General features: G+C 47.7%; 20 protein-coding genes and 1 pseudogene. 13 read left to right on the top strand and 8 right to left on the bottom strand.

Annotated elements, in window-relative coordinates; all coding sequences use genetic code 11:
- Positions 1-20 precede the first annotated feature (20 nt).
- The gene (locus HPC38_RS05860) at positions 21-1,376 is read left to right on the top strand and encodes a TolC family outer membrane protein (protein WP_208120348.1); all 1,356 of its coding nucleotides are present in this window, start codon (positions 21-23) and stop codon (positions 1,374-1,376) included.
- A 53-nt stretch (positions 1,377-1,429) separates the two neighbouring features.
- Here the strand turns inward: HPC38_RS05860 and HPC38_RS05855 are convergent, their stop codons facing one another.
- Positions 1,430-1,753, bottom strand: coding sequence for an AzlD domain-containing protein (locus HPC38_RS05855; RefSeq protein WP_208120347.1), 324 nt, complete (start codon positions 1,751-1,753; stop codon positions 1,430-1,432).
- Positions 1,753-2,457: an AzlC family ABC transporter permease gene (locus HPC38_RS05850; RefSeq protein WP_208120346.1), complete on the bottom strand. Its 705-nt coding sequence runs from the start codon at positions 2,455-2,457 to the stop codon at positions 1,753-1,755. Before HPC38_RS05850 ends, HPC38_RS05855 begins: the two co-directional genes overlap by 1 nt.
- 55 nt (positions 2,458-2,512) lie before the next feature.
- Here HPC38_RS05850 and HPC38_RS05845 point away from each other — a divergent pair, with 55 nt between their 5' ends.
- Positions 2,513-3,268 (top strand): 4'-phosphopantetheinyl transferase family protein, encoded by a 756-nt coding sequence (locus tag HPC38_RS05845; protein ID WP_208120345.1) that lies wholly within the window; start codon positions 2,513-2,515, stop codon positions 3,266-3,268.
- Here the strand turns inward: HPC38_RS05845 and HPC38_RS05840 are convergent.
- Genes HPC38_RS05840 through cmoA form a run of 5 tightly spaced genes read right to left on the bottom strand, consistent with a single transcriptional unit; the run spans position 3,265 to position 7,123 of the window.
- On the bottom strand, positions 3,265-4,095 hold the full coding sequence (locus HPC38_RS05840) for a D-hexose-6-phosphate mutarotase (protein ID WP_235977652.1): 831 nt from the start codon (positions 4,093-4,095) through the stop codon (positions 3,265-3,267). The genes HPC38_RS05845 and HPC38_RS05840 overlap by 4 nt on opposite strands.
- A 35-nt stretch (positions 4,096-4,130) precedes the next feature.
- Entirely contained in the window at positions 4,131-4,691 is a 561-nt protein-coding gene (locus HPC38_RS05835) for a DNA-3-methyladenine glycosylase I (protein WP_208120344.1), read from the bottom strand.
- Position 4,692: 1 nt separating this feature from the next.
- Positions 4,693-5,421 (bottom strand): group III truncated hemoglobin, encoded by a 729-nt coding sequence (locus tag HPC38_RS10455; RefSeq protein ID WP_235977651.1) that lies wholly within the window; start codon positions 5,419-5,421, stop codon positions 4,693-4,695.
- 8 nt (positions 5,422-5,429) lie between these two features.
- Positions 5,430-6,392: a tRNA 5-methoxyuridine(34)/uridine 5-oxyacetic acid(34) synthase CmoB gene (gene cmoB / locus HPC38_RS05825; protein ID WP_208120343.1), complete on the bottom strand. Its 963-nt coding sequence runs from the start codon at positions 6,390-6,392 to the stop codon at positions 5,430-5,432.
- Positions 6,392-7,123 (bottom strand): carboxy-S-adenosyl-L-methionine synthase CmoA, encoded by a 732-nt coding sequence (cmoA, locus tag HPC38_RS05820; RefSeq protein ID WP_208120342.1) that lies wholly within the window; start codon positions 7,121-7,123, stop codon positions 6,392-6,394. Before cmoA ends, cmoB begins: the two co-directional genes overlap by 1 nt.
- Before the next feature lie 238 nt (positions 7,124-7,361).
- On the opposite strand from cmoA, the gene dnaK reads away from it, so the two are divergent.
- The 10 genes and pseudogenes from dnaK to HPC38_RS05770 all read left to right on the top strand — a co-directional run bounded on the left by dnaK (position 7,362) and on the right by HPC38_RS05770 (position 22,043).
- Positions 7,362-9,281 carry a molecular chaperone DnaK gene (dnaK, locus tag HPC38_RS05815; protein ID WP_208120341.1) on the top strand — a complete coding sequence of 640 codons (1,920 nt, stop codon included), beginning with the start codon at positions 7,362-7,364 and terminating at the stop codon, positions 9,279-9,281.
- Positions 9,282-9,340: 59 nt separating this feature from the next.
- Positions 9,341-9,724 carry an AraC family transcriptional regulator gene (locus HPC38_RS05810; protein ID WP_208120340.1) on the top strand — a complete coding sequence of 128 codons (384 nt, stop codon included), beginning with the start codon at positions 9,341-9,343 and terminating at the stop codon, positions 9,722-9,724.
- A 36-nt stretch (positions 9,725-9,760) separates the two neighbouring features.
- Positions 9,761-10,909: a molecular chaperone DnaJ gene (dnaJ, locus tag HPC38_RS05805; protein ID WP_208120339.1), complete on the top strand. Its 1,149-nt coding sequence runs from the start codon at positions 9,761-9,763 to the stop codon at positions 10,907-10,909.
- A 251-nt stretch (positions 10,910-11,160) separates the two neighbouring features.
- Positions 11,161-12,795 (top strand): annotated as a pseudogene (locus HPC38_RS05800) (class I SAM-dependent DNA methyltransferase); the annotation flags it as partial.
- An 11-nt stretch (positions 12,796-12,806) separates the two neighbouring features.
- Positions 12,807-14,123, top strand: a complete 1,317-nt coding sequence (locus tag HPC38_RS05795; protein WP_208120338.1) for a restriction endonuclease subunit S — start codon at positions 12,807-12,809, stop codon at positions 14,121-14,123.
- Positions 14,120-14,836 carry a hypothetical protein gene (locus tag HPC38_RS05790; protein ID WP_208120337.1) on the top strand — a complete coding sequence of 239 codons (717 nt, stop codon included), beginning with the start codon at positions 14,120-14,122 and terminating at the stop codon, positions 14,834-14,836. Before HPC38_RS05795 ends, HPC38_RS05790 begins: the two co-directional genes overlap by 4 nt.
- A 594-nt stretch (positions 14,837-15,430) precedes the next feature.
- The gene (locus HPC38_RS05785; RefSeq protein ID WP_208120336.1) at positions 15,431-15,919 is read left to right on the top strand and encodes a hypothetical protein; all 489 of its coding nucleotides are present in this window, start codon (positions 15,431-15,433) and stop codon (positions 15,917-15,919) included.
- 259 nt (positions 15,920-16,178) lie between these two features.
- Positions 16,179-17,885: a hypothetical protein gene (locus HPC38_RS05780; protein ID WP_208120335.1), complete on the top strand. Its 1,707-nt coding sequence runs from the start codon at positions 16,179-16,181 to the stop codon at positions 17,883-17,885.
- Between the two features lie 52 nt (positions 17,886-17,937).
- A complete protein-coding gene (locus HPC38_RS05775; protein ID WP_208120334.1) occupies positions 17,938-21,084 on the top strand; it encodes a type I restriction endonuclease subunit R in 3,147 nt (1,048 codons plus the stop codon).
- Between the two features lie 737 nt (positions 21,085-21,821).
- Positions 21,822-22,043: an alternative ribosome-rescue factor A gene (locus tag HPC38_RS05770; RefSeq protein ID WP_208120333.1), complete on the top strand. Its 222-nt coding sequence runs from the start codon at positions 21,822-21,824 to the stop codon at positions 22,041-22,043.
- Positions 22,044-22,063: 20 nt separating this feature from the next.
- Here HPC38_RS05770 and adk read toward each other — a convergent pair whose 3' ends face one another.
- On the bottom strand, positions 22,064-22,708 hold the full coding sequence (gene adk / locus HPC38_RS05765) for an adenylate kinase (RefSeq protein ID WP_208120332.1): 645 nt from the start codon (positions 22,706-22,708) through the stop codon (positions 22,064-22,066).
- Between the two features lie 184 nt (positions 22,709-22,892).
- Here adk and HPC38_RS05760 point away from each other — a divergent pair, with 184 nt between their 5' ends.
- On the top strand, positions 22,893-24,038 hold the full coding sequence (locus HPC38_RS05760) for a zinc-binding metallopeptidase family protein (protein WP_208120331.1): 1,146 nt from the start codon (positions 22,893-22,895) through the stop codon (positions 24,036-24,038).
- Positions 24,039-24,057: the final 19 nt, after the last annotated feature.

Raw genomic sequence — 24,057 nt, 5'->3', positions numbered from 1 at the left:
TGAAGATTCGGAGAATAAGAATGAACAAAATGCGTGTGTTGGCAAGTGTGCTGCTGTTAGGGTTGGCACAATCTGCGCTGGCAACCACTTTATCTCAGGCCTATGAACAAGCCAAAGTCAGTGATCCTGTGGTGAAAAAGGCGTTTGCCGACAGTCAACAAATTATGGAAGGGCGCGAGCAAGCCAAAGGCGCTTTGTTGCCACAACTGTCTGCGAAAGGCAGTGCAAGCACCAGTCGTTATATTGATCACAGTCGCGATCATGGCGCTTATGCGGACAACAGTTTCAATCAAAACCGCACTTTTAGTATTGGGCTAAATTTAAGCCAATCATTGTATAACATGAGTTTGTGGCGCACGCTGTCGCTACAAGAAAAAGCGGCACAACAAGCCGAAGTTGCTTACCAAGCGGCGCAGCAAAATTTACTTTATCGCGTGGCGCAAGCCTATATTGACGTGCTCAACAGCCTTGATGCGCTGGATTCTGTGCGTGCAGAAAAACGCGCAGTGCAAAATCAGCTTAAAGATACCAATCAGCTTTATCAAGTGGGCTTGGTGGCAATTACCGATGTGAATGAAGCACGCGCGCAGTTTGATAGCGTGGTGGCCAGTGAAATTGCGGCTAAAAATGCGGTGGATAACAGCATTGAAAACTTAGCGTCAATAACGGGTGAGTATCCAACCCAATTGAACAAATTGAACACCGCAAGGTTTAAAACAAAAAATTACGGCAGCCCAGAGCAATATATCCAAACAGGTGAAACCCGTAATCTGACGTTAGCCTACTACAAAATGGCAAAAGAACTGGCAAAACAAGGCATTAAGGTGGCAGAAAGTGGACATTTACCGACAGTGAACTTGGTTGTGGGGCTAAATCGCACCAATGCTCGCTTGCCACGCGCGATGAATTATGGCATTCCTGATCATACCCTTGATCAAGCCTCCATCGGCGTTGAGGTATCGTTGCCACTGTACACGGGAGGGCGAACCAGCTCACAAGTGCGCCAGCAACAACATGCCTATGTCAGCAGCGCGGAGAGTTTAGAAACGACGCATCGCGACTTAGTGAAAAATATTCGCTCAACAGTGAATGGGCTGAATGCCACAGCAAGCTCCATTAAAGCGTATCAACAATATGTTGTCTCTTCCAACAGCGCCTACAACGCCACGCGAGAAGGCTATGAAGCAGGTACGCGCACGGTGCTTGACGTGCTTACAGCGACACGCAATCGCCATAACGCGCAGCGTCAACTGTCGCAAGCACGCTATCAATATTTGATGCTGGAGCTGCAATTGCGCCAATTGCAAGGCACACTGGATCAAAGCGATTTGGCACAGCTTAACAGCCTGTTGACGGTCAAAACCCGCTTGCAGTAATGGCAAGCAACAAGGCAAAGTGCGGTTGGGGCAGCCTGACCGCACTTTTGTTTTTAAACTAATAAATAGATTACGTTAATGCTGACAATGCCGATCACCACGCTCAGCAGTGTGTTGTGCCATGTTCTGTAGCTGATGAGCACCACACACAAGGCAGCAAGCTCGCGCGCAAAGGGCAGCCAGTCGCCAGAGAGTGTGGGCAGGCTTAAACTGCTGAGCAGTAAGATCAGCATAATGCACAGCGGCAGCATTTGATTTAAGGCTTGTAGCCAGCGCATTTGGAGCCAGCTGGCGGGCATTAATAGCGGAAAACCGCGGCAAATAACCATCGCACCCGCCATGCCGAGCAACGTGATTAAGGTATCCAGCGTGTTCATTATGCGCCACCTTGTTGCCGACGTTGTTGATAGTAAAACCGTACTAAAATAACTGCAGCACAAAACAGCACACCACCGAGCATCGACCAGTTAGGTGCAATCACTTTGGCGATGAAAAAGCCGACGGTCGCCAGCAAGAAGGGCAGCCATTGTTGTGCTTGGCGAAATTGCTCATAGGCTAAAATAGCAAATAAACACGGCAAGGCAAAGTCTAAGTGCGGTATCACATCAGCAAATTGTTGCCCCAGCACGACGCCAATCGCACTGGCGCTAACCCAATAAAATTGGCACAACATATTCACTCGTACAATATTGGCTTTTCTCTCCTCTCTGGTTTGAATGAAGAGTAGAGCGTAATTTTCGTCGGTTAATGCCAGCGCGCTGTACCAACGCTTAACGCCTTTGTCGGGCAAATCGGGGTGTAGCGCAAGGGTGTAAAACAGATGTCGCAAGCTGATTAAAAAAGTGCTGATCACTAATGGAAAGAATCCAGCACCCACCACAAACAAAGGAATCGCGGCATATTGCGCAGCACCTGAGAAGACCACCACGCTTAAAATAATAACGAGCCAACTCGGCAAGCCAGCACTGATGGCTAAAATGCCATAGGCGATTCCTGCGGCGTAGTAACCCATCGCAATGGGTAACGTTAGGCGCAAAAGCGAAGACCAAGCACGCGGTGTAACGCATTGATTGCTCGTCATTTTGTCTAAAGCTCGCTACAATAGGGAAAATGCCATCAGTTTAGCGAAAATCATTATGCCTGTCATTGATAAAAATCAGCCGATAGAGACAAAATTGCGCCTTGTGTGGGGGCACATTGATGAATTGCCCGATGAGCACACTTTGCGCCAATACTTGCCTGCCTCACTTATCACGGAGCTGCGCAAAACAGTGGCGAACAATCACTTGCGGCAGCAATGTCGAGTGTTGGCACACTTTCTCCTCGCGTATTTCTTGGCGCAATATCATCCATCATGTGCGCAATTAGGCACACTCAGACGTACGTCAACAGGGCGACCTTATCTTGCAGGTGTGGGCAACGTGGATTTCAACATCAGCCATTCAGGGCCGTGGGTGGCGGTCGGGCTGCTGTTATCCGCCAATCAAAGTGCGGTTGCCGTTGACATTGAAATGCCAAAGCCTCGCAATTTCAGCAAAATTATCCAGCACATTGCCAGCGCGGACGAGCAGGCGTGGTTTGCTCAACAAAAGGATAAAACGCGCGCATTTTACCAAGCGTGGTGTCTGCGTGAGGCGGTGTTGAAATCGCAAGGCGTGGGCATAGCAAAATTACATTCGGTGCATCACGCTGTGCAAACTCATGAAATCATCACGCCGTTTGCGCTACGAGGTTATGCGCGCTTTTATGATCATTTGCCGTTTTATTTAGCCTTGTTTAATCAAGGCGAAGCCTTGCCCGTGCAGGCGTTTGAATGGCAAAGGGGTGCCTTGCACGAAAGGGCAGTAAAAAGTGCGGTCGGCTACTCGGTCAAACCGCACTTTAATGATTAACGTTGTAGGCGAATCACCGCTTCCATCGCCTCTTTTTGTACTAATTTGTGGCGAATGCGCGCGGTTTCCACACAGATCATGGTTTGATAGCCCTCAGGGCGCATTTGGCTTGGAGTATTTTCCCATGGGTTCCATACTACAATATCGGAGGCGTTAATGTGTTCAACCTCCACAATGCGATTTTGTGCTTTGTCGTCGATGTGCGTGATGTGTTGCTCGGCACTGAAAATACCATCAAAGGCGCCAGTGAGCAGCAGCGGTGAAGGCACGCTCACGTCTTTTTGCGCAGCATTGTTGAATGCCGCATCGGGCAGCCCAAATAGCGTTGTTTGCGTGATGTCGCCCACGTTGTAATAGGTATGCAATGCCACTTCAGCAGGCGTTACGCCATAGTGTGTGAAGCGCAAACGGCATTGCTCACTGAAGGTCATTTGCAATTTAGCTTGCACCAAATGCTGCTCATCGAACAGGCAAAATGTTAAGCTCACCGCCTCTTCATCCACTTGCCAAGTGCTTAGCTGCCACATTGACACCCGCGCATAGCCGTGCATTGGCTCGCCATGACGACCAAACCAAGGGTAGCATACAGGCACACCACCGCGAATGGCTGTCCCTTGCTTGAAGGGTTCGCTGTCACTGAGCCAAATTACATCATGTTGCGCAAAGTGCGGTTGCCAGCTCAGCAGTTGTGCGCCTTGCAAGGCAATGGCTGCTTTGCCCACGGCGTGTTCCAGCACAATCACTGGAATTTCACCTACCGTGCGCAGGCTGATATTAGGGTGAATTTGTTGGTTAAGTTTTAATAATTGATAATCTAAATTCATCATCTACTCCTTGGCTATTTGCCCCTATTTTACGCGGATTATTTTTTTCTGCCAGCCACTTGCCACGGTGGCGACAGCGCACTAATTTTTTGGTAAATCGGGCAGTGTGGGCGGTGCGCGCCTTCAAGATAGCCGCAGCTCATCAAAAATTCTTTCACAATCTCCCCGCCAACAAATTTAAAATGTTGCTTAAACAATACCACCCATTGCTCAAGCCCTTGTGGGTGGTGGGCGTCAAGCCACGCTTTGAACGAGCCGTATTGTGCTTGCAGTTTCAAAATTTGCTGGGCGTTATACACCGCGGCTTCAATTTTTAAACGGTGACGGATAATGGTTTTATCCGCACACATTTGCAAAATATCCTGCACGCTAAAGGCCGCCACTTTGGCAATGTCGTAATTGGCATAGGCTTTACGCAAGGCGTCGCGGCGCTCTAGCACCAAACTCCAGTTCAGCCCCGCTTGGTTAATTTCCAACAGCATACGCTCAAACAGCGCTCGGTCGTCTGCCACGGGAAAACCGTAGTCGTGATCGTGATAAGCTCGGTTTAGCGCATCATCAGGGTGCGCCAATACATAGTCGCAATAGGTTTGGCTCATATTATTTCTTCTCAACTCGAATGCGTTGCATAAAGTGCGGTAGCTCATCGCTGAGCACCCGCTGCGTCATTAATGTTTTAATCGATTGTGCTCGAAAGCATGCTTCGTCGGCTTTTTCGCCAACAAACAGCGCGTTGACGGTGTCTTGCCACAGTGTCAGCCACACCTCAAACATCGCCTCACTCAGTGGCTGACGTTTGTGCAGCTTGATGTGAGTGAGCATCGGGTTGCCTTGATAGCTGTCTTCAGCAAGCAACACCGATGCCCAAAAGCGGTACATTTTTTCCAAATGTTTTTGCCAATGGCGCCCGACAATATGCTTAAACACATAGCCAATGCGCTCATCGGCAAGCACTTTGTCGTAAAACGTATTGACCAGTAACTCAATATCGGCGCGCTCCGCTAAGACTTTGGGTGTGTAATGGCGTAATTTTGCCATAGGCAACCAACCGCACTTTTGTGTTGTTGTGCGCACCCATGCCCAGTCGCCATATTGTTCGATGAGTTCAACCAACTGATCTTGGCCTATGGTTAATTCGGTCGGATTATAGTCTTGCGTCAATTGGTTTTGGTAAACAATCTGATCGGGTACATAGGTTGCCTGCCCCAACAGGGTGCAGGCACTCCACCCAGCGTAATTTTCACAAGGGCTGAAATTATCAACCTTCGTGCCTTTATCGAAGGTTGGGAAAATACCAATGTCTTGATGATCACTCACTACGCGCCACATAAATTCCTCTATTTATTGGCAATAAGCACAGCTCGCTGCGGTGCGGGGTGCCCTTCGATGGTGCGCTGTGGGTTGGCTGGGTCTAAAAAGTCGATCAAACTTTCTTTGCCGACCCATTCGGTGGCGCGCTGTTCATCGGGTGTGGTGGTGGCCACATCCACACAGCGCACGTTACGAAAACCGCACTTTTCCAGCCACACGCTGAGCGCCGCCACAGACGGGATAAAATAGACATTTTTCATTTTGCCATAACGCCTAGGTGGCACCAGCACGGCATTTTCATCGCCGTCAATCACCAACGTTTCCAGCACCAGCTCGCCATCTGATGTGAGTTGATCACGCAGCTGGCTGAGGTGCTCAAGTGGCGATTTGCGATGATATAACACGCCCATGGAAAATACCGTGTCAAAGGCGCCGAGCGGTTGCATTTGTTCGATTCCAAGGGGAATGAGATGCGCGCGGCGGTCATTGTTTAACAGCTTGCGCACCACTTCAAATTGGCACAAAAATAGCTCCGTTGGGTCAATCCCCACCACTAGCGCGGCACCTTCGCCCACCATGCGCCACATGTGATAACCACTGCCGCAGCCAACGTCGAGAATAGTACGCCCAGTCAACGGGCTTAAGTGCGGCTTAACGCGATCCCACTTGAAATCGCTGCGCCATTCGCAGTCAATATACACGCCTAATAAATCATAAGGCCCCTTGCGCCACGGCTTAAGCTGGCTTAGATGGTGGCGCAGTTGCTGTGCTTCACCAGCTGAAAGTGCGGTTTTGGTGCGCGCGCTGACCGCACTTTTGAGTTCAATCTCGCACTCGCGCATAGGTAAAAAGTCCAACACTTTGCACCACTTGGCAAAATCACCGTGGGTGTTGGCTTGCCAGTGGCGCAGTTGCGCGGGCAGCGTTTCTAGCCAACGGCAAAGTGCGGTGCTGGCGATTTGTTGATAAAACGGATTGAAATCAATCATCAAGCCCCCTTGACAGCCAACATCGAGCCGAAGTTAAAGCACTGAAACCACATATTCACATGGGCAAAGCCGATGTTTTCCAGCAGAGCTTGTTGATTGGCGATGGTGTCAGGCTTCATCACATTTTCCAATGCAGTGCGTTTTTGGCTCACCTCCAGCTCGCTGTAGCCGTTGGCACGCTTAAAGGTGTGGTGCAAGTCGATTAACAGATCGTTGACCACGCTATCGGCAAAGCGGTATTTTTCCGACAGCACCAGCACGCCGCCTGCGTTTAAGCCGTGATAAATTTTCTCCAGCAGCACGCGTCGCTCAGCTGGGGCGATAAATTGCAGCGTGAAATTTAAAATCACCATTGAGGCATTTTCGATGTTCACTTCGCGAATGTCGCCTTGAATAATCTCGACCGCACTTTTGCCCGAATAGGCATTCATGTGCGCACGGGCGCGTTCGACCATGGCGCTGGAATTATCCACGCCGATGATGCGCACGCCATCACAAGCCACATTGCGTTTGACCGCTAACGCCGCCGCCCCACGCGAGCAGCCTAAATCATAGACATGAGTGTTGGCTTTCACAAAGCGCGCCGCCAGCATGCCAATGGCAGTGATGATATTGCTATAACCAGGCACAGAGCGCTGAATCATATCAGGGAACACTTCGGCCACGGCATCATCAAAGGTAAAATCGCCAATTTTTTCGATCGGCGTGGAAAATAAGGTGTCTTTGTTCATGTTAGCTCTCTTTTTTATCAGCCTATTGTAGGCAAAAGCGCGCACTTCAACAATAAAATTTGCTATAGCACTTGAAAATCAGATTTCAAACCCTATTTATTAAGCATACCTTGCTGGGCTTGTGGTGATAAAAAATGTGGAATTTTTTGCAACGGGCTATTGAAATTCAAAATCGTGTCCACATCTTATAAGCATCAAGCCAATGGCTGAACAAATCATTTATTAGGAGAGAAGAATTATGGGAAAAATTATTGGGATTGACTTAGGAACTACCAATTCATGTGTGGCGGTGATGGACGGTGACAAAGTGCGTGTAATTGAAAACGCCGAAGGCGATCGTACTACGCCATCAATCATTGCTTATACACAAGATAACGAAACATTGGTTGGGCAGCCAGCAAAACGCCAAGCGGTAACCAACCCGAAAAATACCGTATTTGCGATCAAACGTTTGATCGGTCGTCGTTTTGAAGACGAAGAAGTACAACGTGATGTGAGCATTATGCCATTTAGTATCGTTAAAGCAGATAATGGCGATGCGTGGGTGCAAGTAAAAGACACTGAGAAATTAGCGCCACCACAAGTGTCAGCTGAAGTGCTGAAAAAAATGAAGAAAACCGCGGAAGATTTCTTGGGTGAAAAAGTGACCGAGGCGGTCATCACCGTGCCGGCGTATTTTAACGACGCGCAACGCCAAGCCACCAAAGATGCTGGTCGTATTGCAGGCTTAGAAGTAAAACGTATTATCAACGAACCAACAGCGGCAGCGCTGGCCTATGGTTTGGATAAAAACAAAGGCAACCACACTATCGCCGTTTATGACTTAGGTGGTGGTACATTTGACTTGTCTATCATCGAAATTGATGATGTGGACGGCGAAAAAACCTTTGAAGTGTTGGCCACCAACGGTGACACCCACTTAGGGGGGGAAGACTTCGATAACCGTGTGATCAACTACCTTGTTGATGAGTTCAAAAAAGAACAAAGCATCGACTTGCGCAACGATCCACTGGCAATGCAACGTTTGAAAGAAGCCGCTGAAAAAGCCAAAATTGAGCTTTCTTCTGCGCAACAAACAGACGTGAACTTGCCATACATCACCGCCGATGCCACAGGGCCGAAACACTTGAACATCAAGTTAACCCGCGCGAAATTAGAATCGCTCGTGGAAGATTTGGTGCAACGTTCACTTGACCCAGTGCGCACCGCACTTAAAGACGCGGATTTGAGCGTGTCTGACATCAACGACGTGATTTTGGTCGGTGGTCAAACCCGCATGCCATTGGTGCAACAAAAAGTGGCGGAATTCTTTGGCAAAGAGCCGCGTAAAGATGTTAACCCTGATGAAGCGGTGGCGATCGGTGCTGCTGTGCAAGGTGGTGTGTTAGCAGGCGATGTGAAAGATGTATTGTTGCTTGACGTAACCCCGTTGTCATTGGGTATCGAAACTATGGGTGGTGTGATGACCGCGTTAATTGAGAAAAATACCACGATTCCAACCAAGAAATCGCAAGTGTTCTCAACCGCGGAAGACAACCAAAGTGCGGTCACCATTCACGTGTTGCAAGGTGAACGTAAACGTGCGGCGGATAACAAATCGCTGGGTCAATTCAACCTTGAAGGCATCAACCCAGCACCACGCGGCATGCCACAGATTGAAGTGACCTTTGACATCGACGCCGATGGTATTATCCACGTGTCAGCGAAAGACAAAGGTACAGGTAAAGAGCAACAAATCACCATCAAAGCCTCTTCAGGTTTGAGCGATGATGAAATTCAACAAATGGTGCGCGACGCCGAAGCCAATGCCGAAGCCGACCGCAAATTTGAAGAATTAGTGCAAGCACGCAACCAAGCAGACCACTTGGTGCACGGCACACGCAAACAGTTGCAAGAAGTAGGCGATGGCTTAAGTGCTGATGACAAAGCCGCAATTGAAAAAGCTGCAAGCGAGCTGGAAACTGCCGCCAAAGGTGAAGACAAAGCGGAAATCGAAGCGAAAACACAAGCCCTTGTGCAAGCGTCTGAAAAACTGATTCAAGCAGCGCAAGCTAAAGCGCAGGCAGGTCAGCAACAACAAGCACAACAAGGTCAAAGCCAAAACAACGGCGGCGACGATGTGGTTGACGCTGAATTTGAAGAAGTGAAGGATAAATAATCTTTTCTATCATAAATCAAGGGCGTAGTAATACGCCCTTTTGTGCTATGTGAGGACCTATGGCAAAGCTTTTTTACCCTATTGCAAAAGTGCGGTTAACCCATGAAAACTGGAGTAATGCACGCACCCAACTATGGGGGCAAACCGCACTTTTACCAGAACATGACTATGTGGGCGTGTATTACCACTACAGTGAAGATGGTCACGAATGTGATTTTGCTATTGCCAGTGAAATGCCAAATGATGCAGAGCCAGTGGTGATTGAAGAGCTTACGTGGTATGACAAGACGCTCACCAGTGAGAAAAATTTGGAACAAACTTGGCAGAGTATTGTTCGAAAAGCGCGCCAAGGCATGTTGCCACGCGCATTGAGCGTAGATTTTGAAAAACGCTTGCCAGATGGAAAGATCGAGCTTTATATCGCCGTGCGACCTCATTGTTAGTGCAATCAAAAATTAATGGATAAAAATGGAAAAACTATGTCGAAACGTGATTATTATGAAATTTTAGGGGTTGAGCGCAGCGCTGATGAAAAGGCGATCAAAAAAGCGTACAAACGCCTGGCGATGAAATATCACCCCGACCGTAATCCGGGCGACAAAGAAGCCGAAGCGAAGTTTAAAGAAGCGCAAGAGGCTTACGAAATCTTAACGGATAAACAAAAACGCGCCGCCTACGATCAATATGGTCATGCTGCTTTTGAACAAGGTGGTTTTGGTGGCGGAGCAGGCGGCTTTGGTGGCGGCTTCGGTGGCGCGGATTTTGGTGATATTTTCGGTGACATCTTTGGTGATATGTTCGGTGGCGGTGGTAGTCGTGGTGGGCGTCGTGTAGTGCGAGGCGATGACTTACGCTACGATCTCGAAATTACTTTGGAAGAAGCGGTAAGAGGCACCACTAAAGATATCCGTATCAACACCTTAGCCGAATGTGACAAATGCCATGGCAGTGGTGCAGAAAAAGATTCCAAAGTCGAAACCTGCCCAACTTGCCATGGCAGTGGGCGAGTGCGCCGTCAACAAGGCTTTTTTGTCACCGAACAAGTGTGCCCAACCTGTCACGGCAGTGGTAAAAAAATCGAAAAACCGTGTTCAGCTTGCCACGGTGAAGGGCGCGTACACAAAGCGAAAAACTTATCGGTCAAAATCCCAGCAGGGGTGGACACAGGCAACCAACTGCGCTTAAGTGGCGAAGGGGCTGCGGGCGAAAATGGTGCACCAGCGGGCGATTTGTATGTGGTGATCCACGTCAAACCGCATCGCATTTTTGAGCGCGACGGCAACAACCTTTACTGCGAAGTGCCGATTAGCTTCACCATGGCAGCCCTTGGCGGCGAGATAGAAGTGCCGACCCTCGACGGGCGTGTCAAACTCAAAATTCCAGCGGAGACGCAAACGGGCAAACTGTTTAGAATGCGCGGAAAAGGCGTACAGTCCGCACGCAGCAACTACGCAGGGGATTTGATTTGCAAAGTGATTGTCGAAACCCCCGTTAAACTTAACGACGAGCAAAAAGATCTGCTCAAAAAACTGGAAAAAAGCCTTGAAGGCACTAGCAAACACCGCCCTAAATCCTCGAGCTTTTTAGACGGCGTCAAAAAGTTCTTCGATGATTTGACAGGAAAATAAACACAAAAACCGCACTTTTAAAGTGCGGTTTTTTTATGTAAATGGATTTTATACGAGGTGGCTACATTGCATTGAATCCTCAAATGTTTGGGATTAATATATCACCATGCCAAACTATAACCACTGGAGCGCATTTTTGTATAATAAAAGTGCGGTTAGTGATTGATTTTAAACAAATTTATTGACTTTTTATGACGGAGACAGTATAATGTCAGCACTCAGCACTCAGCACTGCCCAACTTGCATCTGCTGAACAAGCCTTTCTAAACGCTCTCGACGCACGGCTTTGGGAAGCCGCTGATAACCTCCTGCCAGAGCTTGACGCCGCTAATTATAAACACATCGTTCTCGGCTACATCTTCCTCAAATACATCTCTGATAGCTTCACCGCCTTTCAAGCCGAGCTCAAAGCACAGCTGCAAAACCCTGAGCACGAATACTATCTCGACCCTGCCGACTACCCAAACGATTACCATGAAGCGCTACAAGCCGAGCTGGAAACGCGTGATTACTACACCGAAAAACACATCTTTTGGGTGCCGGCCGCCGCGCGCTGGGAGAACCTGAGAAGCGCTGCGCAGTTGCACAAAGGCGACCCGCTACCTTGGGATAGCAGCCAAAAATTTCGCGGCGTGGCGAATTTGATTGATGACGCCTTCGCTGCCATTGAGCGCGAAAACGACAAGCTCAAAGGCATTATTCAGCGCATTTCGGGCTACCAAGTCAGCGAGCCAAAATTAACGCAACTGATTGATATTTTCTCTGATACATACTTCAGCAAACCGATGCACAACGGCAAACCAATTCATCTTTCAGCCAAAGACATCCTAGGTCATGTGTATGAATACTTTCTCGGCCAATTTGCTGCCGCTGAGGGCAAAAAAGGCGGGCAATACTTCACGCCGAAATCTATCGTTACCTTGATTGTTGAGATGATTGAACCTTTCAAAGGACGAATTTATGACCCTGCGATGGGCTCGGGCGGTTTTTTTGTGCAGGCGGAGCGCTTTATCCACGCCCACCAAGGCAACATCAACAACGTCACCATCTATGGGCAAGAATCGAACCCGACCACGTGGAAGCTCGCCGCCATGAATATGGCGATTCGCGGCATTGCTTTTGACTTTGGCAAAGGCAACGCCGACAGCTTCAGCGAGCCACAACATATTGACACCAAAATGGACTTTGTGATGGCCAACCCGCCGTTTAATATGGACAAATGGTGGAGTGAAGCACTTGCAGGCGACCCGCGCTGGGCCTACGGCACACCACCCAAAGGCAACGCCAATTTTGCTTGGTTGCAGCATATGCTATATCACCTCAATTCGACAGGGCGCATGGCGCTGCTGCTGGCCAATGGCTCGATGAGCAGTCAAACCAGTGGTGAGGGCAGCATTCGCCAAAAACTCATTGAAGCCGACCTCGTCGAGTGCATGGTGGCCTTGCCAGGGCAACTTTTCACCAATGTGTCTATCCCTGCCTGCATTTGGATTTTAAACAAAGCGAAACAACAAAAAGGGCAAGTGCTGTTTCTCGACGCGCGCCAAATCGGCTACATGAAAGACCGCACTTTGCGCGACTTCACGCTAGAGGACATCGCCCGACTTGCCGACACCTACCACGCTTGGCAACACGGCAAAGACTATGAAAACCAAGCGGGCTTTTGCTACGCCGCCACGCTGGAGGAAATCCAAGCCAACGATTTTGTGCTTACCCCCGGCCGCTACGTGGGTAGTGCAGAGGTGGAAGACGACGGCATCCCTTTTGATGAGAAAATGCGCGAGCTGACCGCACTTTTAAACCAGCAATTCAGCCAAGGGCAGCAGCTCGAAGCCCAAATCCGTCGCAACCTCGCTATCTTTTCAGACGGCATCGATGCGGTGTAAGGGGGATGATAATGGAAAAAGTAATATTTGAAAGCCTATTTAAAATTCCATTGCGAAATGGCGTTACAAAGCCGAAAAAAGTTAGAGGGCAAGGATATAAAATGGTGAATATGGGGGAGATATTTTCCTATTCATTTATTGAAAATATCAAAATGGATAGAGTTCCTTTGACATCAAAAGAAAAACAAAACTCATTCTTGGAAGATCAAGATTTATTATTTGCAAGACAATCCTTGGTTTTATCAGGTGCAGGAAAATGCTCAATATTTATCTCTGATAAAGAAGATGTGTGTTTTGAATCACATATAATCAGGTGTAGATTGAATAAAGAAACAGTTAATCCTCTTTATTATTTTTATTATTTTAATAGTGTAGAGGGAAGAGAAAATATTAAAAGAATAACAGAGCAAGGTGCAGGAGCGGCAGGAATAAGAGGAAGTGAGCTATCTAAATTAGAAGTGCCATTTGTTGAAAAAAAGATACAAGATAAAGTGGTAGACACACTTTATTCTTATGATAAAAAAATCCAACTCAACACCGACACCAACCGCACTTTAGAACAGATCGCCCAAACCGTGTTTCAACACTGGTTTATCGACTTCGCCCCCGTGCGTGCCAAAGCACAAGCCCGCGCGCAAGGCAAAAGTGCGGTTGACATCGAACGCGCCGCGATGATGAGCCTGAGCGGCAAAACTGCCGATGAACTCACCGCACTGGCGACACGCAACCCCACCGCCTACACCGACCTGCAAACCCTCGCTAGCGCCTTCCCCGACGAACTCACCACCACCGAACACGGCGAAGTGCCGAAGGGGTGGGAATATAAGAAAATTACTGATGTGTGTAATGTTGTTTATGGTAAAGGATTGCCTAAAAATAAATTAAAAGAGCACGGATTTCCTGTTTATGGCGCAAATGGAGTTATTGGATATAGTGAAAATTATCTATATGAAAAACCACAAGTACTTATCGGTTGTAGGGGAACCGTTGGGAAAGTGTCAATATGCGAGCCATTTTCTTTTGTTACGAGTAATTCCTTAGTAATTGAATACGAAAAAAGTAATATTAGTTTATATTACTTAGAAAGATTTCTAAAAAATAAAGATTTATCTGTCTTTTCATCAGGATCTGTGCAGCCACAGATTACAATTCAAAATATTTCTAAACTAGAAATATTAATCCCTTCAAAAGAAGTTCATTCATTATTTGTAAAAAGAGTGAATAATCTTTATGAAAAGATCTATATGAATAATAAAGAAAATTTATCTTTAGGGAATACAAGAGATGTTTTATTACCTCAACTATTAAACGGAGAAGTGAAATTATGAATTTTTATATTGAGAAAATTAGGGGTTTTGTAAATTATAGTCATTATATAGATCATCAGTATATTTCATATAGAACAGAGAAGGGTTTTAATAAAAAGTATTATCATCTTTGCTCAGCTCTCGATGCGCTAGGTGATGCGGAATGCGCAATTGATGATTATTTGAAACTGAAAAAATTAGAAGGAAGAGGGATTAATTATGTTTACATATATGGAATTTTACAAGTTCTCAACTTAAGAAATGAAGCTTTGATTAATGTTTATAATACTTTGATGAAAGAAAGTATCTTTAAAAAAGATGAAAAAGGAATATACATAAATGAAGATGAGGATTTTCAAGTAATAAGATTGCTCAGAAATAAACTTGTAGCACATCCATTCAATAATGATGCTAAAGATCATGCGTATGGAATAGCTGTTCATGGATTAAATACTTTTGGTTTCTTTCCATATAGATTTGATAGCAGTAGAAATAAAGAGGGGATTGAAGAAAATAAATCAAAAACAGTTCACGAAAAAGTGAAAGCGCTAAAAGATGGAGATATTACACCTATTTATTTTGATATAGAAGAACTGATAAATCATCAAAACAATAAACTTGAAAAATATTTGAAAGAAATTTGTGCTTTTTTAGATGAAGAGAGAAAAAGAATTGGAGAGCCAAAAGTACCAGACTTTGATGATAATGAAGTTGAAAATCAAGAAAATTTTTAATTATTAGAAACTAAAGTGCGGTCACGGTAACCGCACTTTGAAGAACAAAACACGAAACGTTGTAGTTCGATCCCGCCATTTTTCGCGCGGAAATGGAGCGGTTGGGTAAATTTCAAGGAAGCATTTGAGCGTCTGCATCAAATGCGACGTAGAAATTCCCAACAAGCGAGATTTCCTTAAAAATGGCTGCCGTTTCTTTGCTTCCTTTCTTTGAGCAAGCAAAGAAAGGAAGTCGCCAACGGCGAAACCGTAGCGTGATGACGGAGAAAATCATCAGGGGTGCGTTGGGTTCTTAGGGGCTTGCGCAAACAAGCCCCTGAGCCGCCGCAAGGCGGAACAGCGATAGAGATTACGGAGTAATGACCGCGCGCCAAGCGCCAACGTAAAAACTAAAACACGATAGCCACGACCGTATTATCAAAAATAAAAGTGCGGTTAGAAAAACACCAAAGTGCGGTTAACAAAAGCAAATGCAACAGCAGAAATTTAACGTGTTGACTAACGTGATCACAGGCGACGAGAAAAAGCACATAGCCGAGCCACTGCAGGCTTTGTGTTTTGCTTTAATCATCAGGAAAGGTGTAGGAGAGGGTAATGGGACAGAAACATAACGGGTTCACCCCAGAGCATATTGCGTTGGCTAAAGAGGCGATCGCACAGCGAATTGAATTTTATGTTGATGACAAAGGGGAAAAGCGCGCACGATGGACAGGGGCTACGCAATTTAAACGCCCTATTGTTCGTGTTGGCAACGACCGCAAGTATGTGGACGTGTGGAATTTTATTTACAACACGATGAGAGGGATTGACCAGAATACGCCTCATTGCGGCGTGCGGTCAGTTGAAACGCGAGATGTAACAGCGCGTTTGATTAATAAACATGAAACTAAGCCACGTGGGCGTAAGGGAATTTACACGCCTGAGAACCGTGAGATGTTTATCTTGGCCTTAGAGCTGACAGGGAGTATTGAGAAAGCGGCAAAGATTGTGGGTATGAAAGCTAACTCATTTCGATACCACGTGCATAAGCATAGTGAGTTATGGGAAGCTTGGCAGAGGGGCAGGAGTAAGAAGAACCGATGAAAATAGGTTATCAATCGTCCTTCAATTAAAACTCAGCCTGAGAAATATAACGGGGATAATATAGACGAACTGGCTGAAATATATGTGAGATACTGATTGCTGGTTTCCAATAGTAAAAGTGTTATGAGTGACAAAGGTTGATACGTTGTAGTCTATAGCATGTGATGAGATTTGGAGTCCACTGTTGGGATTGGGGTAGTTGGAAAATGAACTATCGCGAAAAACATAGAGAAAAGAAATTGATAAAAGAGGAGTAAATATGATTGATTCGTATGAGCAATATATGCTAGACAGAGTAGAAAAAGAGAAAAAATTATTTATGTCGGCTTACGATAATGCCGTAGCGATTGAGAAAAGAATTGGTGGAAGATTATCCAATTATGATATTGCTGTTGGTGATAGAGAATTAAAGCCTTTTAATGATGATAAAAATGATAGTACAATTACTATTGAAATTACATTCCGTGTAAGATCTGAATATTTAAAAGACAATGATGTGGCCTCATTGAAAAAATTATTGGCTTGTGTGATTGTTGATATTGCTCGTCGTGGATTCTGGGAAGAGCATATCGGAATAAATTTTTCACCAGAATTATGTAAGTTTTCATCTTACTATCATCTTTCAGTTATATTTTTACAGGGTAATTTTAATGATATTATGCCTGCGGTTAGAGAGATTTATAATGATAAAAATGTTATAGGATTGGGGTTTGGCTATAAGATGTTTGTAACCTTAGAAAAATTTTGGTCAGATAAAGCAGAATTAGAGTTTTATAACTACATAAATAGATTGACATCAGAAGATAATATATTCAACTTTTATGATTTATTCGGTGGTCGATATTATGCTGAGAATGTTAAGAAGAAGATTGTAAAGACAAATGCGGATATTATTTTTGATTCTGATAGAATAATCAGTAGAAAAGAAGATGGTAGGCTGGAAGTTAGAGCATTTTGTTTTCAATCAGAAATAAGAAAAGTGGAAAGAGGTATTCGTAGCTTACTAAAACTTCGTGATGCTTTCGATGGCATATACTCTTATTTGTTCATTGAGTCTTCGCTAAATGATGATAAAAAAATTGCAGATGATGAAATAGAGGAGGAAGAAGATATAGAAGAAGATGATGAGATAGAAGAGGAAGATGAGATAGAAGAGGAAGATGAGATAGAAGAGCAAGATGAGATAGAAGAGGAAGATGAGATAGAAGAGGAAGACGAGATAGAAGAGGAAGACGAGATAGAAGAGGAAGATGAAATACAAGAGAGAGCTGATATAGAAAGCAAAATAAAAAAGGAAAACAAGATAGAAGTAAGCGGAGTATGGTTTAAAGAACAAGAACAACTCCTTATGCTATTACAAGACGAAACGACATCAATAGATCTTAATGCAGTAAATGGGGCTGAGATCGCCGCTGAGATTGCATTAGAAGAAACGTTTCAAGACTTACCTGAATTAAAAGATACGCAATATAAAAGCTATGATGAATGGATCGATGCGATTATTTGTGCTGGTATGCTTGAGTCTGGGAGTTCGATTGAACTTGATGGTGTGACTTATGCACTGCATGACAAGTGGAAGGGATTACAGGCTGTGCAGGTGCTGACAAGTATACATAGCGTTGCGGTTGGGCAGATAAGAAATCACCTTGAAGAAATACATGATGATGACTTCCAAGCAAAGATTGTTTTAGAGAGAACATTCAAAGATTTACCAGAATTGACGACAATGAAATACCAAAGCTACGGAGAATGGTACAGCGCGATTAATTTTCCGATGTGTTTGGCTACGAAGAGTGAAACTGAGATTGATGGAATCACTTATAGATTGCGTGATGAGTGGGTAAGGAAGCAGCCTAATCCAAACCCAGGTGAGGTATTACTAGCACTTTTTATAACAGCTACTAGAGCTGTGGCAAGGATATTTATAGATGGAAAAGTCCCAGCTAGCTCAAATGAAGCTTGCTGAGTTTTCCACTACCCAAAAGTGCGGTTAAACAAGCAAAACAAAAGGAAACCCTATGAACATCAACGAAGCCACCATCGAACAGCACGCCATCAAACAATTTGAGCAGCTTGGCTGGCGTTATGTGCATGGCAAAGAGATTTTGGCGGGGCGGGCGAATCCGTGGCGAGAGACCACGGCGGATGTGGTACTCTCGCCGCTTTTAAAAACCGCACTGTTGCGCATCAACCCATGGCTGCCTGAAAGCGTGGCGGACGAGGTGATCAAAACCGTTACCCAGCCCGACATTCAGCCGCTGGCGGTACGCAACCGCACTTTTTATGATTGGCTCAAACACGGCGTGAGCGTGCGTTTTGTGGAAAGCGGCGAGGAAAAGCACGAGTTCGCGCGCTTGGTGGATTTTCAGACGGCATCCAATAATGATTTCTGCATGGTCAATCAGCTGGAGATTACGGGCAAAAAGGGCAAGCGTATTCCAGACCTTATCGGCTTTGTCAACGGCTTGCCGCTGGCGGTGTTTGAGCTGAAGCATCCGCTCGCAGTCAATGCCGATTTGCGCCGTGCGTTCAACCAGCTGCAAACCTATCAGGCGGAGATTGCTGAGCTTTTCGTGTTCAACCAAGCACAGGTGATTACCGACGGCACGCACGCGCGCATCGGCTCGCTCACTGCGCCGTTTGAGCGTTTCACACCGTGGAAGGTGGTGGACGAAAAAAACAGCAGTCGGCGCATCGCCTTTGATGATGAGCTTTCGGGCATGATTGCAGGGCTGTTTGCACCCGAGGCGTGGCTCGATTATGTGCAAAATTTCATCACGTTTGAGAGCAATGAGAAAGGTGCGGTGGTGAAAAAGCAGGCGGCGTATCATCAGTTTTACGGCGTGAATGAGGCGGTGGACTGCACGCTGGCGGCACACGCTGAGCGCAGCAACCGCATTGGCGTGATGTGGCACACGCAGGGCTCGGGCAAATCGCTGTCGATGTTGTTTTACGCAGGCAAACTGCTCGCCCAGCGTGCGCTGCAAAACCCAACGATTGTGGTGGTCACCGACCGCAACGACCTCGACGGGCAGTTGTTTGCCACCTTTTGCAGTGGCAAGGCGTTGTTACGCACCGAGCCTGTGCAGGCAGACGGGCGCGAGGCGCTGCGCGAGGAGTTGGCGAAGCGCGAAAGCGGCGGCGTGATTTTCACCACCATTCAAAAATTCTCCCTGGCAGAGGGCGAGAGTCGCTTCCCGGTGCTCAATACACGGCACAATATCATTGTGATTAGCGACGAGGCACACCGCTCGCAGTATGGGCTGAACCAACACATCAACGACAAGGGCGAATATCGCGTGGGCTACGCGCGCCATTTGCGCGATGCACTGCCGCAGGCGTCGTTTATCGGCTTCACGGGCACGCCGATTGCGCTCGATGACCGCGACACGCAAGAGGTGTTCGGGCGCTATGTGTCGATTTACGACATTCACGACGCGGTGGAAGACGGTGCAACCGTGCCGATTATTTACGAGGCACGGCAAATTTCGCTGCACCAAAGCGAGGCATTTGACGATGTGGTGAATGAGGCGCAGGCACTGCTCGACGATGACGACGAAAACAGCTACCGCTTTCGCTTCACCGAACAGCTGATGGGCGCGGACGTGCGTGTGGCGCAGCTTGCCGCCGACATTGTCGCGCACTTTGCTGCACGCACCGCACTTTTCGACGGCAAGGCGATGGTGGTGGTGATGAGCCGCCGCATTGCACTGAAATTGTACAACGAAATCATCAAGTTAAAACCCGAATGGCACAGTGCGGACGTGCATCAAGGCTGCCTGAAAATCATGATGACCGGCTCGGCAAGCGACGACGAGGCGATGCGCGCGCACGTTTACAGCAAGGCAGACAAGCAAACGATTGAAAAGCGCTTTAAAGACCCCGACGACAGCCTGCGCATGGTGATTGTGTGCGACATGTGGCTGACGGGTTTTGACGCGCCGTGTTGTCATACCATGTATCTCGACAAGCCGATGAAAGGGCACAATTTGATGCAGGCGATTGCGCGCGTTAACCGCGTGTTTGCCAACAAAAGCCGCGACAACGGCGGGCTGATTGTGGATTACGTTGGGCTGACCGACGCACTACGCGACGCCACGCGAACCTACACCAACTCAGGCGGTAAAAGTGCGGTCAAAACCGACGTGGAAGCCGTGTTTGCTAAAATGCAAGAATATTTGACCATCATTCGCGACCAGTTTGCCACGCCAGTGGACGGCGAGAAAATCGACGTTCACGCCGCCCTTGCCATCACCGAACCCAACGCACTGCTCGCCACCATTCGCCGTGCTGCCTCGCATATTTTAGCGCTGGACAGAATCAACCCACGCAGCGAGGGCACGCCACGCAAAAATGCCTTTATGGACGCCGTGCGTAAGGCGAAAAAGGGCTTTTCACTGTGCAGCACACGCCCTGAAAGCGCACCGTATAAACAAGAGCTGGCATTTTATGACGCGGTGCGCGCCACCATCGCCAAAGCACAGGAAACGCGCGGACGCACCAGCCCCCGTGAGCGACAAGTGCAACTGGTGCAACTGCTCAACCAAGCCGTGCATTCAGACGGTGTGGTGGATTTGTTCGACCTGCTCGCGCAAGAGCATCCGAATATTGCCCTGCTGTCTGATGAATTTTTAGGCATTGTGCAGCGCTCGGACAGCAAAGATTTGTGGGTGGCGGCGCTGGAGAGCTTTTTGAAAAGCGAAATCAACGACAAAGCCGCGCAAAACTTGGCGGTGAAAAAGTCGTTTGAAGACAAGCTCAAAGAGGCGATGAACCGCTATCAAAACCACAATTTAACCGTGCTGGAAATCCTCGAAGAGCTGATTGAGATGGCAAAAGCCATCCAGCAAGAGCTATCACGCGGCAATGAATTGGGGCTGAGCGCGTCGGAATTGGCGTTTTATGACGCACTCGCGCGCAATCAAAGTGCGGTTGATCAGATGGGCGATGTGGCACTGATTCAACTCGCGCAAGAGATCACCGCACAGCTACGCCAATCCGTGACGCTCGATTGGCAATATAAAGACGCCGTGCGCGCACGAATGCGCTTGCTGATTCGGCGCACGCTGCGGAAATTTAAGTATCCACCCGATATGCAAGACGACGCGGTGGAGTTTGTGCTGCAACAAGCTGAGAGCGTGGCCGAGGGGTTGACGGCGGGGTGATGGTTTTCCGCCTTAGGTGGGTGGTTTGTCTTTGCCATCATTCCGTTATCACGCTACGGTTTCGCCGTTTTGCGCAGGCGCTAGACGCGCGCTTTCATAACTTCGTCATGACTATCGCAGTTCCGCTTACGGCGGCTTAGGGGCTTGTTTGCGCAAGCCCCTAAGAACCCAACGCACCCCAGGTTCGCCGCTGGCCGTGCTGCGCCTGCGTGGTTATTTAACTGTTCGAATTTTTAACTTGCCCGCTATGCGGGCTTCGGACACGAAAAATTCTCACCGATAACCACTACGCTCCGCACTAGCGGCTCTATGGGGCCCAAAAACACCACAGCCATTCACGAGGGTTAAAATACAAAGTGCGGTCGCGTAGATCGCAAAACCGCACTTTATGTTTTCAAAATTAGAGATTACGCTATACGATCCGCGCCCAGGAATAAGATGCTGAGCGTGTGTCTAAAGTGCTAGGCGAGGGAGGGTTTGATCCCGAGCGAGCCTTAGTAATTTGACGCTAAGCGAATATCTTATGGACAGGGGCCATTGTCGTTTCTTTGCTTCCTTTCTTTGGGCAAGCAAAGAAAGGAAATCGCCTGCGGCGAAACCGTAGCGCTATGACGGAGTGATGGCAGAAAACAGATCACCAAAGATAGTGATAACGGCGTTATGACCCAATCAAACCCAACATTTTCACCCAAGGCCAAAGTGCGTATAATAAGCGCCAAATTAACCAAGGAGAAAATATGAGTAAAAAGAAATCAAACAACGCGTATGCGCATCAACGCGGTGTGATCACTGATAATGCGCTTAAAGCGCTAGTGACGGATAAACTGTTTCGCACGCGGGTGGAGAAGCCGAAAAAAGGCAAAGGCAGCTACCGACGCAAGGCGCGATGTGGCAACCACTATGACAAAAGCCCAGTGGCAACGGTTTTGAGAAATTGTTACCACTGGGCTTTTTGCTAGGCGTTAGACCGCACTTTAACTTAGCCTAAAATCGATTTTAATTCTTGGCTGACGCTTTCCACACTTTGCGTGCCGTCGAGGCGGAAGTATTGCGTGTTGCCGTCGCGTGCTTCTTGTTGATAGTAATCAACCAGTGGTTTTGTCGTGTTATGGTAGATTTTTAAGCGGTCAAGCACGGTTTCTGGCTTGTCGTCGGCACGGATAATTAAGTCCTCGCCTGTGACATCATCTTTGCCGTCCACTTTTGGCGGGTTGTACACCACGTGATAAACGCGCCCTGATGGCTGGTGCACGCGGCGGCCGCTCATGCGTTCAACAATCACCTCATCGGGCACGTCAAACTCCAGCACATAATCGATTTTGATATTCGCGTCTTTGAGTGCATCGGCTTGCGGAATGGTGCGCGGGAAGCCGTCGAGCAGGAAGCCGTTTTTGGCATCATCTTGCGCCACGCGCTCTTTGACTAAGGCGATGATCAAATCATCGGGCACGAGTTTGCCAGCATCCATCAGCACTTTGGCTTGCTTGCCCAACTCGCTGCCTGCTTTGATGGCCGCGCGCAGCATGTCGCCGGTGGAGATTTGGGGAATGTGGTATTCGTTCATGATGAATTGGGCTTGAGTGCCTTTGCCAGCACCAGGGGCGCCGAGGAGGATAATATTCATAAAAACTCTCTTTGATGACTAAAACAGGCTTATAACATACCGCTAGACGGCGCTAAACTCAAGCCTTGATTATGCAAATTGTGCGCCAGCGCAAATGCGCGATATTTTGCGGAAAATTTGTTATAAATCATCGCGACGTGCGTGGTCGCGTTTTATAATGGTGCAATCAAGACTGGAGGCTGTTGTGAGCGACCCATTATTAACTCGATTTTTTCGTTATCTCCCCTTTGATTGCCAAACCAAGCTGCGCGGGCATAAAGTGCAAGCCAGTCTTGGGCAACGCGCGCTGGCAGAGCTGTTGTGCAGTGAGCTGGCTGAGCTGGGCTTGAAAGAGATAACCCTTGCTAAAGACGGCGTCTTGACCGCACTTTTGCCTGCCTCGACGGCGAATAAGCCCACCATTGGTTGGCTGGTAAATTTAGCTACGCCAGCTGAGCTGAATTGTCAGGCGGTGGCACCTGAGATTTTGCCGTGTTATCGCGGCGGGGATATTTCGCTGGGCGAAAGCCAAGTGTGCATTAGCCCTGTGCAATTTCCTTTTATGCACCAGCTGCATGAGCACACGCTGGTCATCGGCGATGGCAAACATGGGCTAGGCGCGCAGAGCAAAGGCGCCATTGCGCTGGTGATGTGGGTACTGGAACAGCTGCAACACCAAGTGCGTGGGAACAATATTCGTGTTGCTTTTGTGCCTGATAATGGCGTGGCATTGACGGCGGATTTTTTTACGCACTTTCGTTGCGATGTGTTGTTTAGCCTGCAAGCGGAGGGCGTGGGGCAGCTGGCGGTGGAAAACCTTTACAGCGCCAATCTTGCCATTCAACTTTCAGATGACGGTGAAGGCAATGTATTGGAATATGGCTGCGCCTTGCAACACTATTTTTCGCACCACATTCGTCATGGCTTGCGTTTGTTGACGTTGCAAGGCAATGAGCAGCAGGTGAAAATGCAATACCATTTGACGGCACTGGAAAAAGCGGCGTTTGATCAAACACAAAGTGCGGTTGAACGAGCGCTAGATAATGCGCGTGGCGCGGGCGTGTGCGCTACATTGCAGGTTTATGATGTGGTGGAAAATATGGCGCAGTGTATCGCTAACGCACCGCTGGCATGCAAGGTGGCTGAGCGCGCGGTGAGCCAGTGTGGGCTGACGTTTGCCAGCAGCTGCGCGCTTGATACGCCGATGGGAGCGTATTTGGCGCGCTTTGGCGTTGCCTGCCCGAGTTTGTCCATCGGTGGGTTTAATTTTGCCACCCGCAAAGCATTGTTGAGCCTGCAAGGCATGCAGCACTGTGCGAAGGTGTTGTTACAAATGGCAGTGAATGGCTAAAGTGCGGTTGACCGCACTT

Source organism: Spirabiliibacterium pneumoniae, from assembly GCF_014884995.1.
Classification (GTDB): domain Bacteria; phylum Pseudomonadota; class Gammaproteobacteria; order Enterobacterales; family Pasteurellaceae; genus Spirabiliibacterium; species Spirabiliibacterium pneumoniae.
Note: the sequence above shows the minus strand (reverse complement) of the source record. Positions and strands in the feature narration are given on the sequence as shown.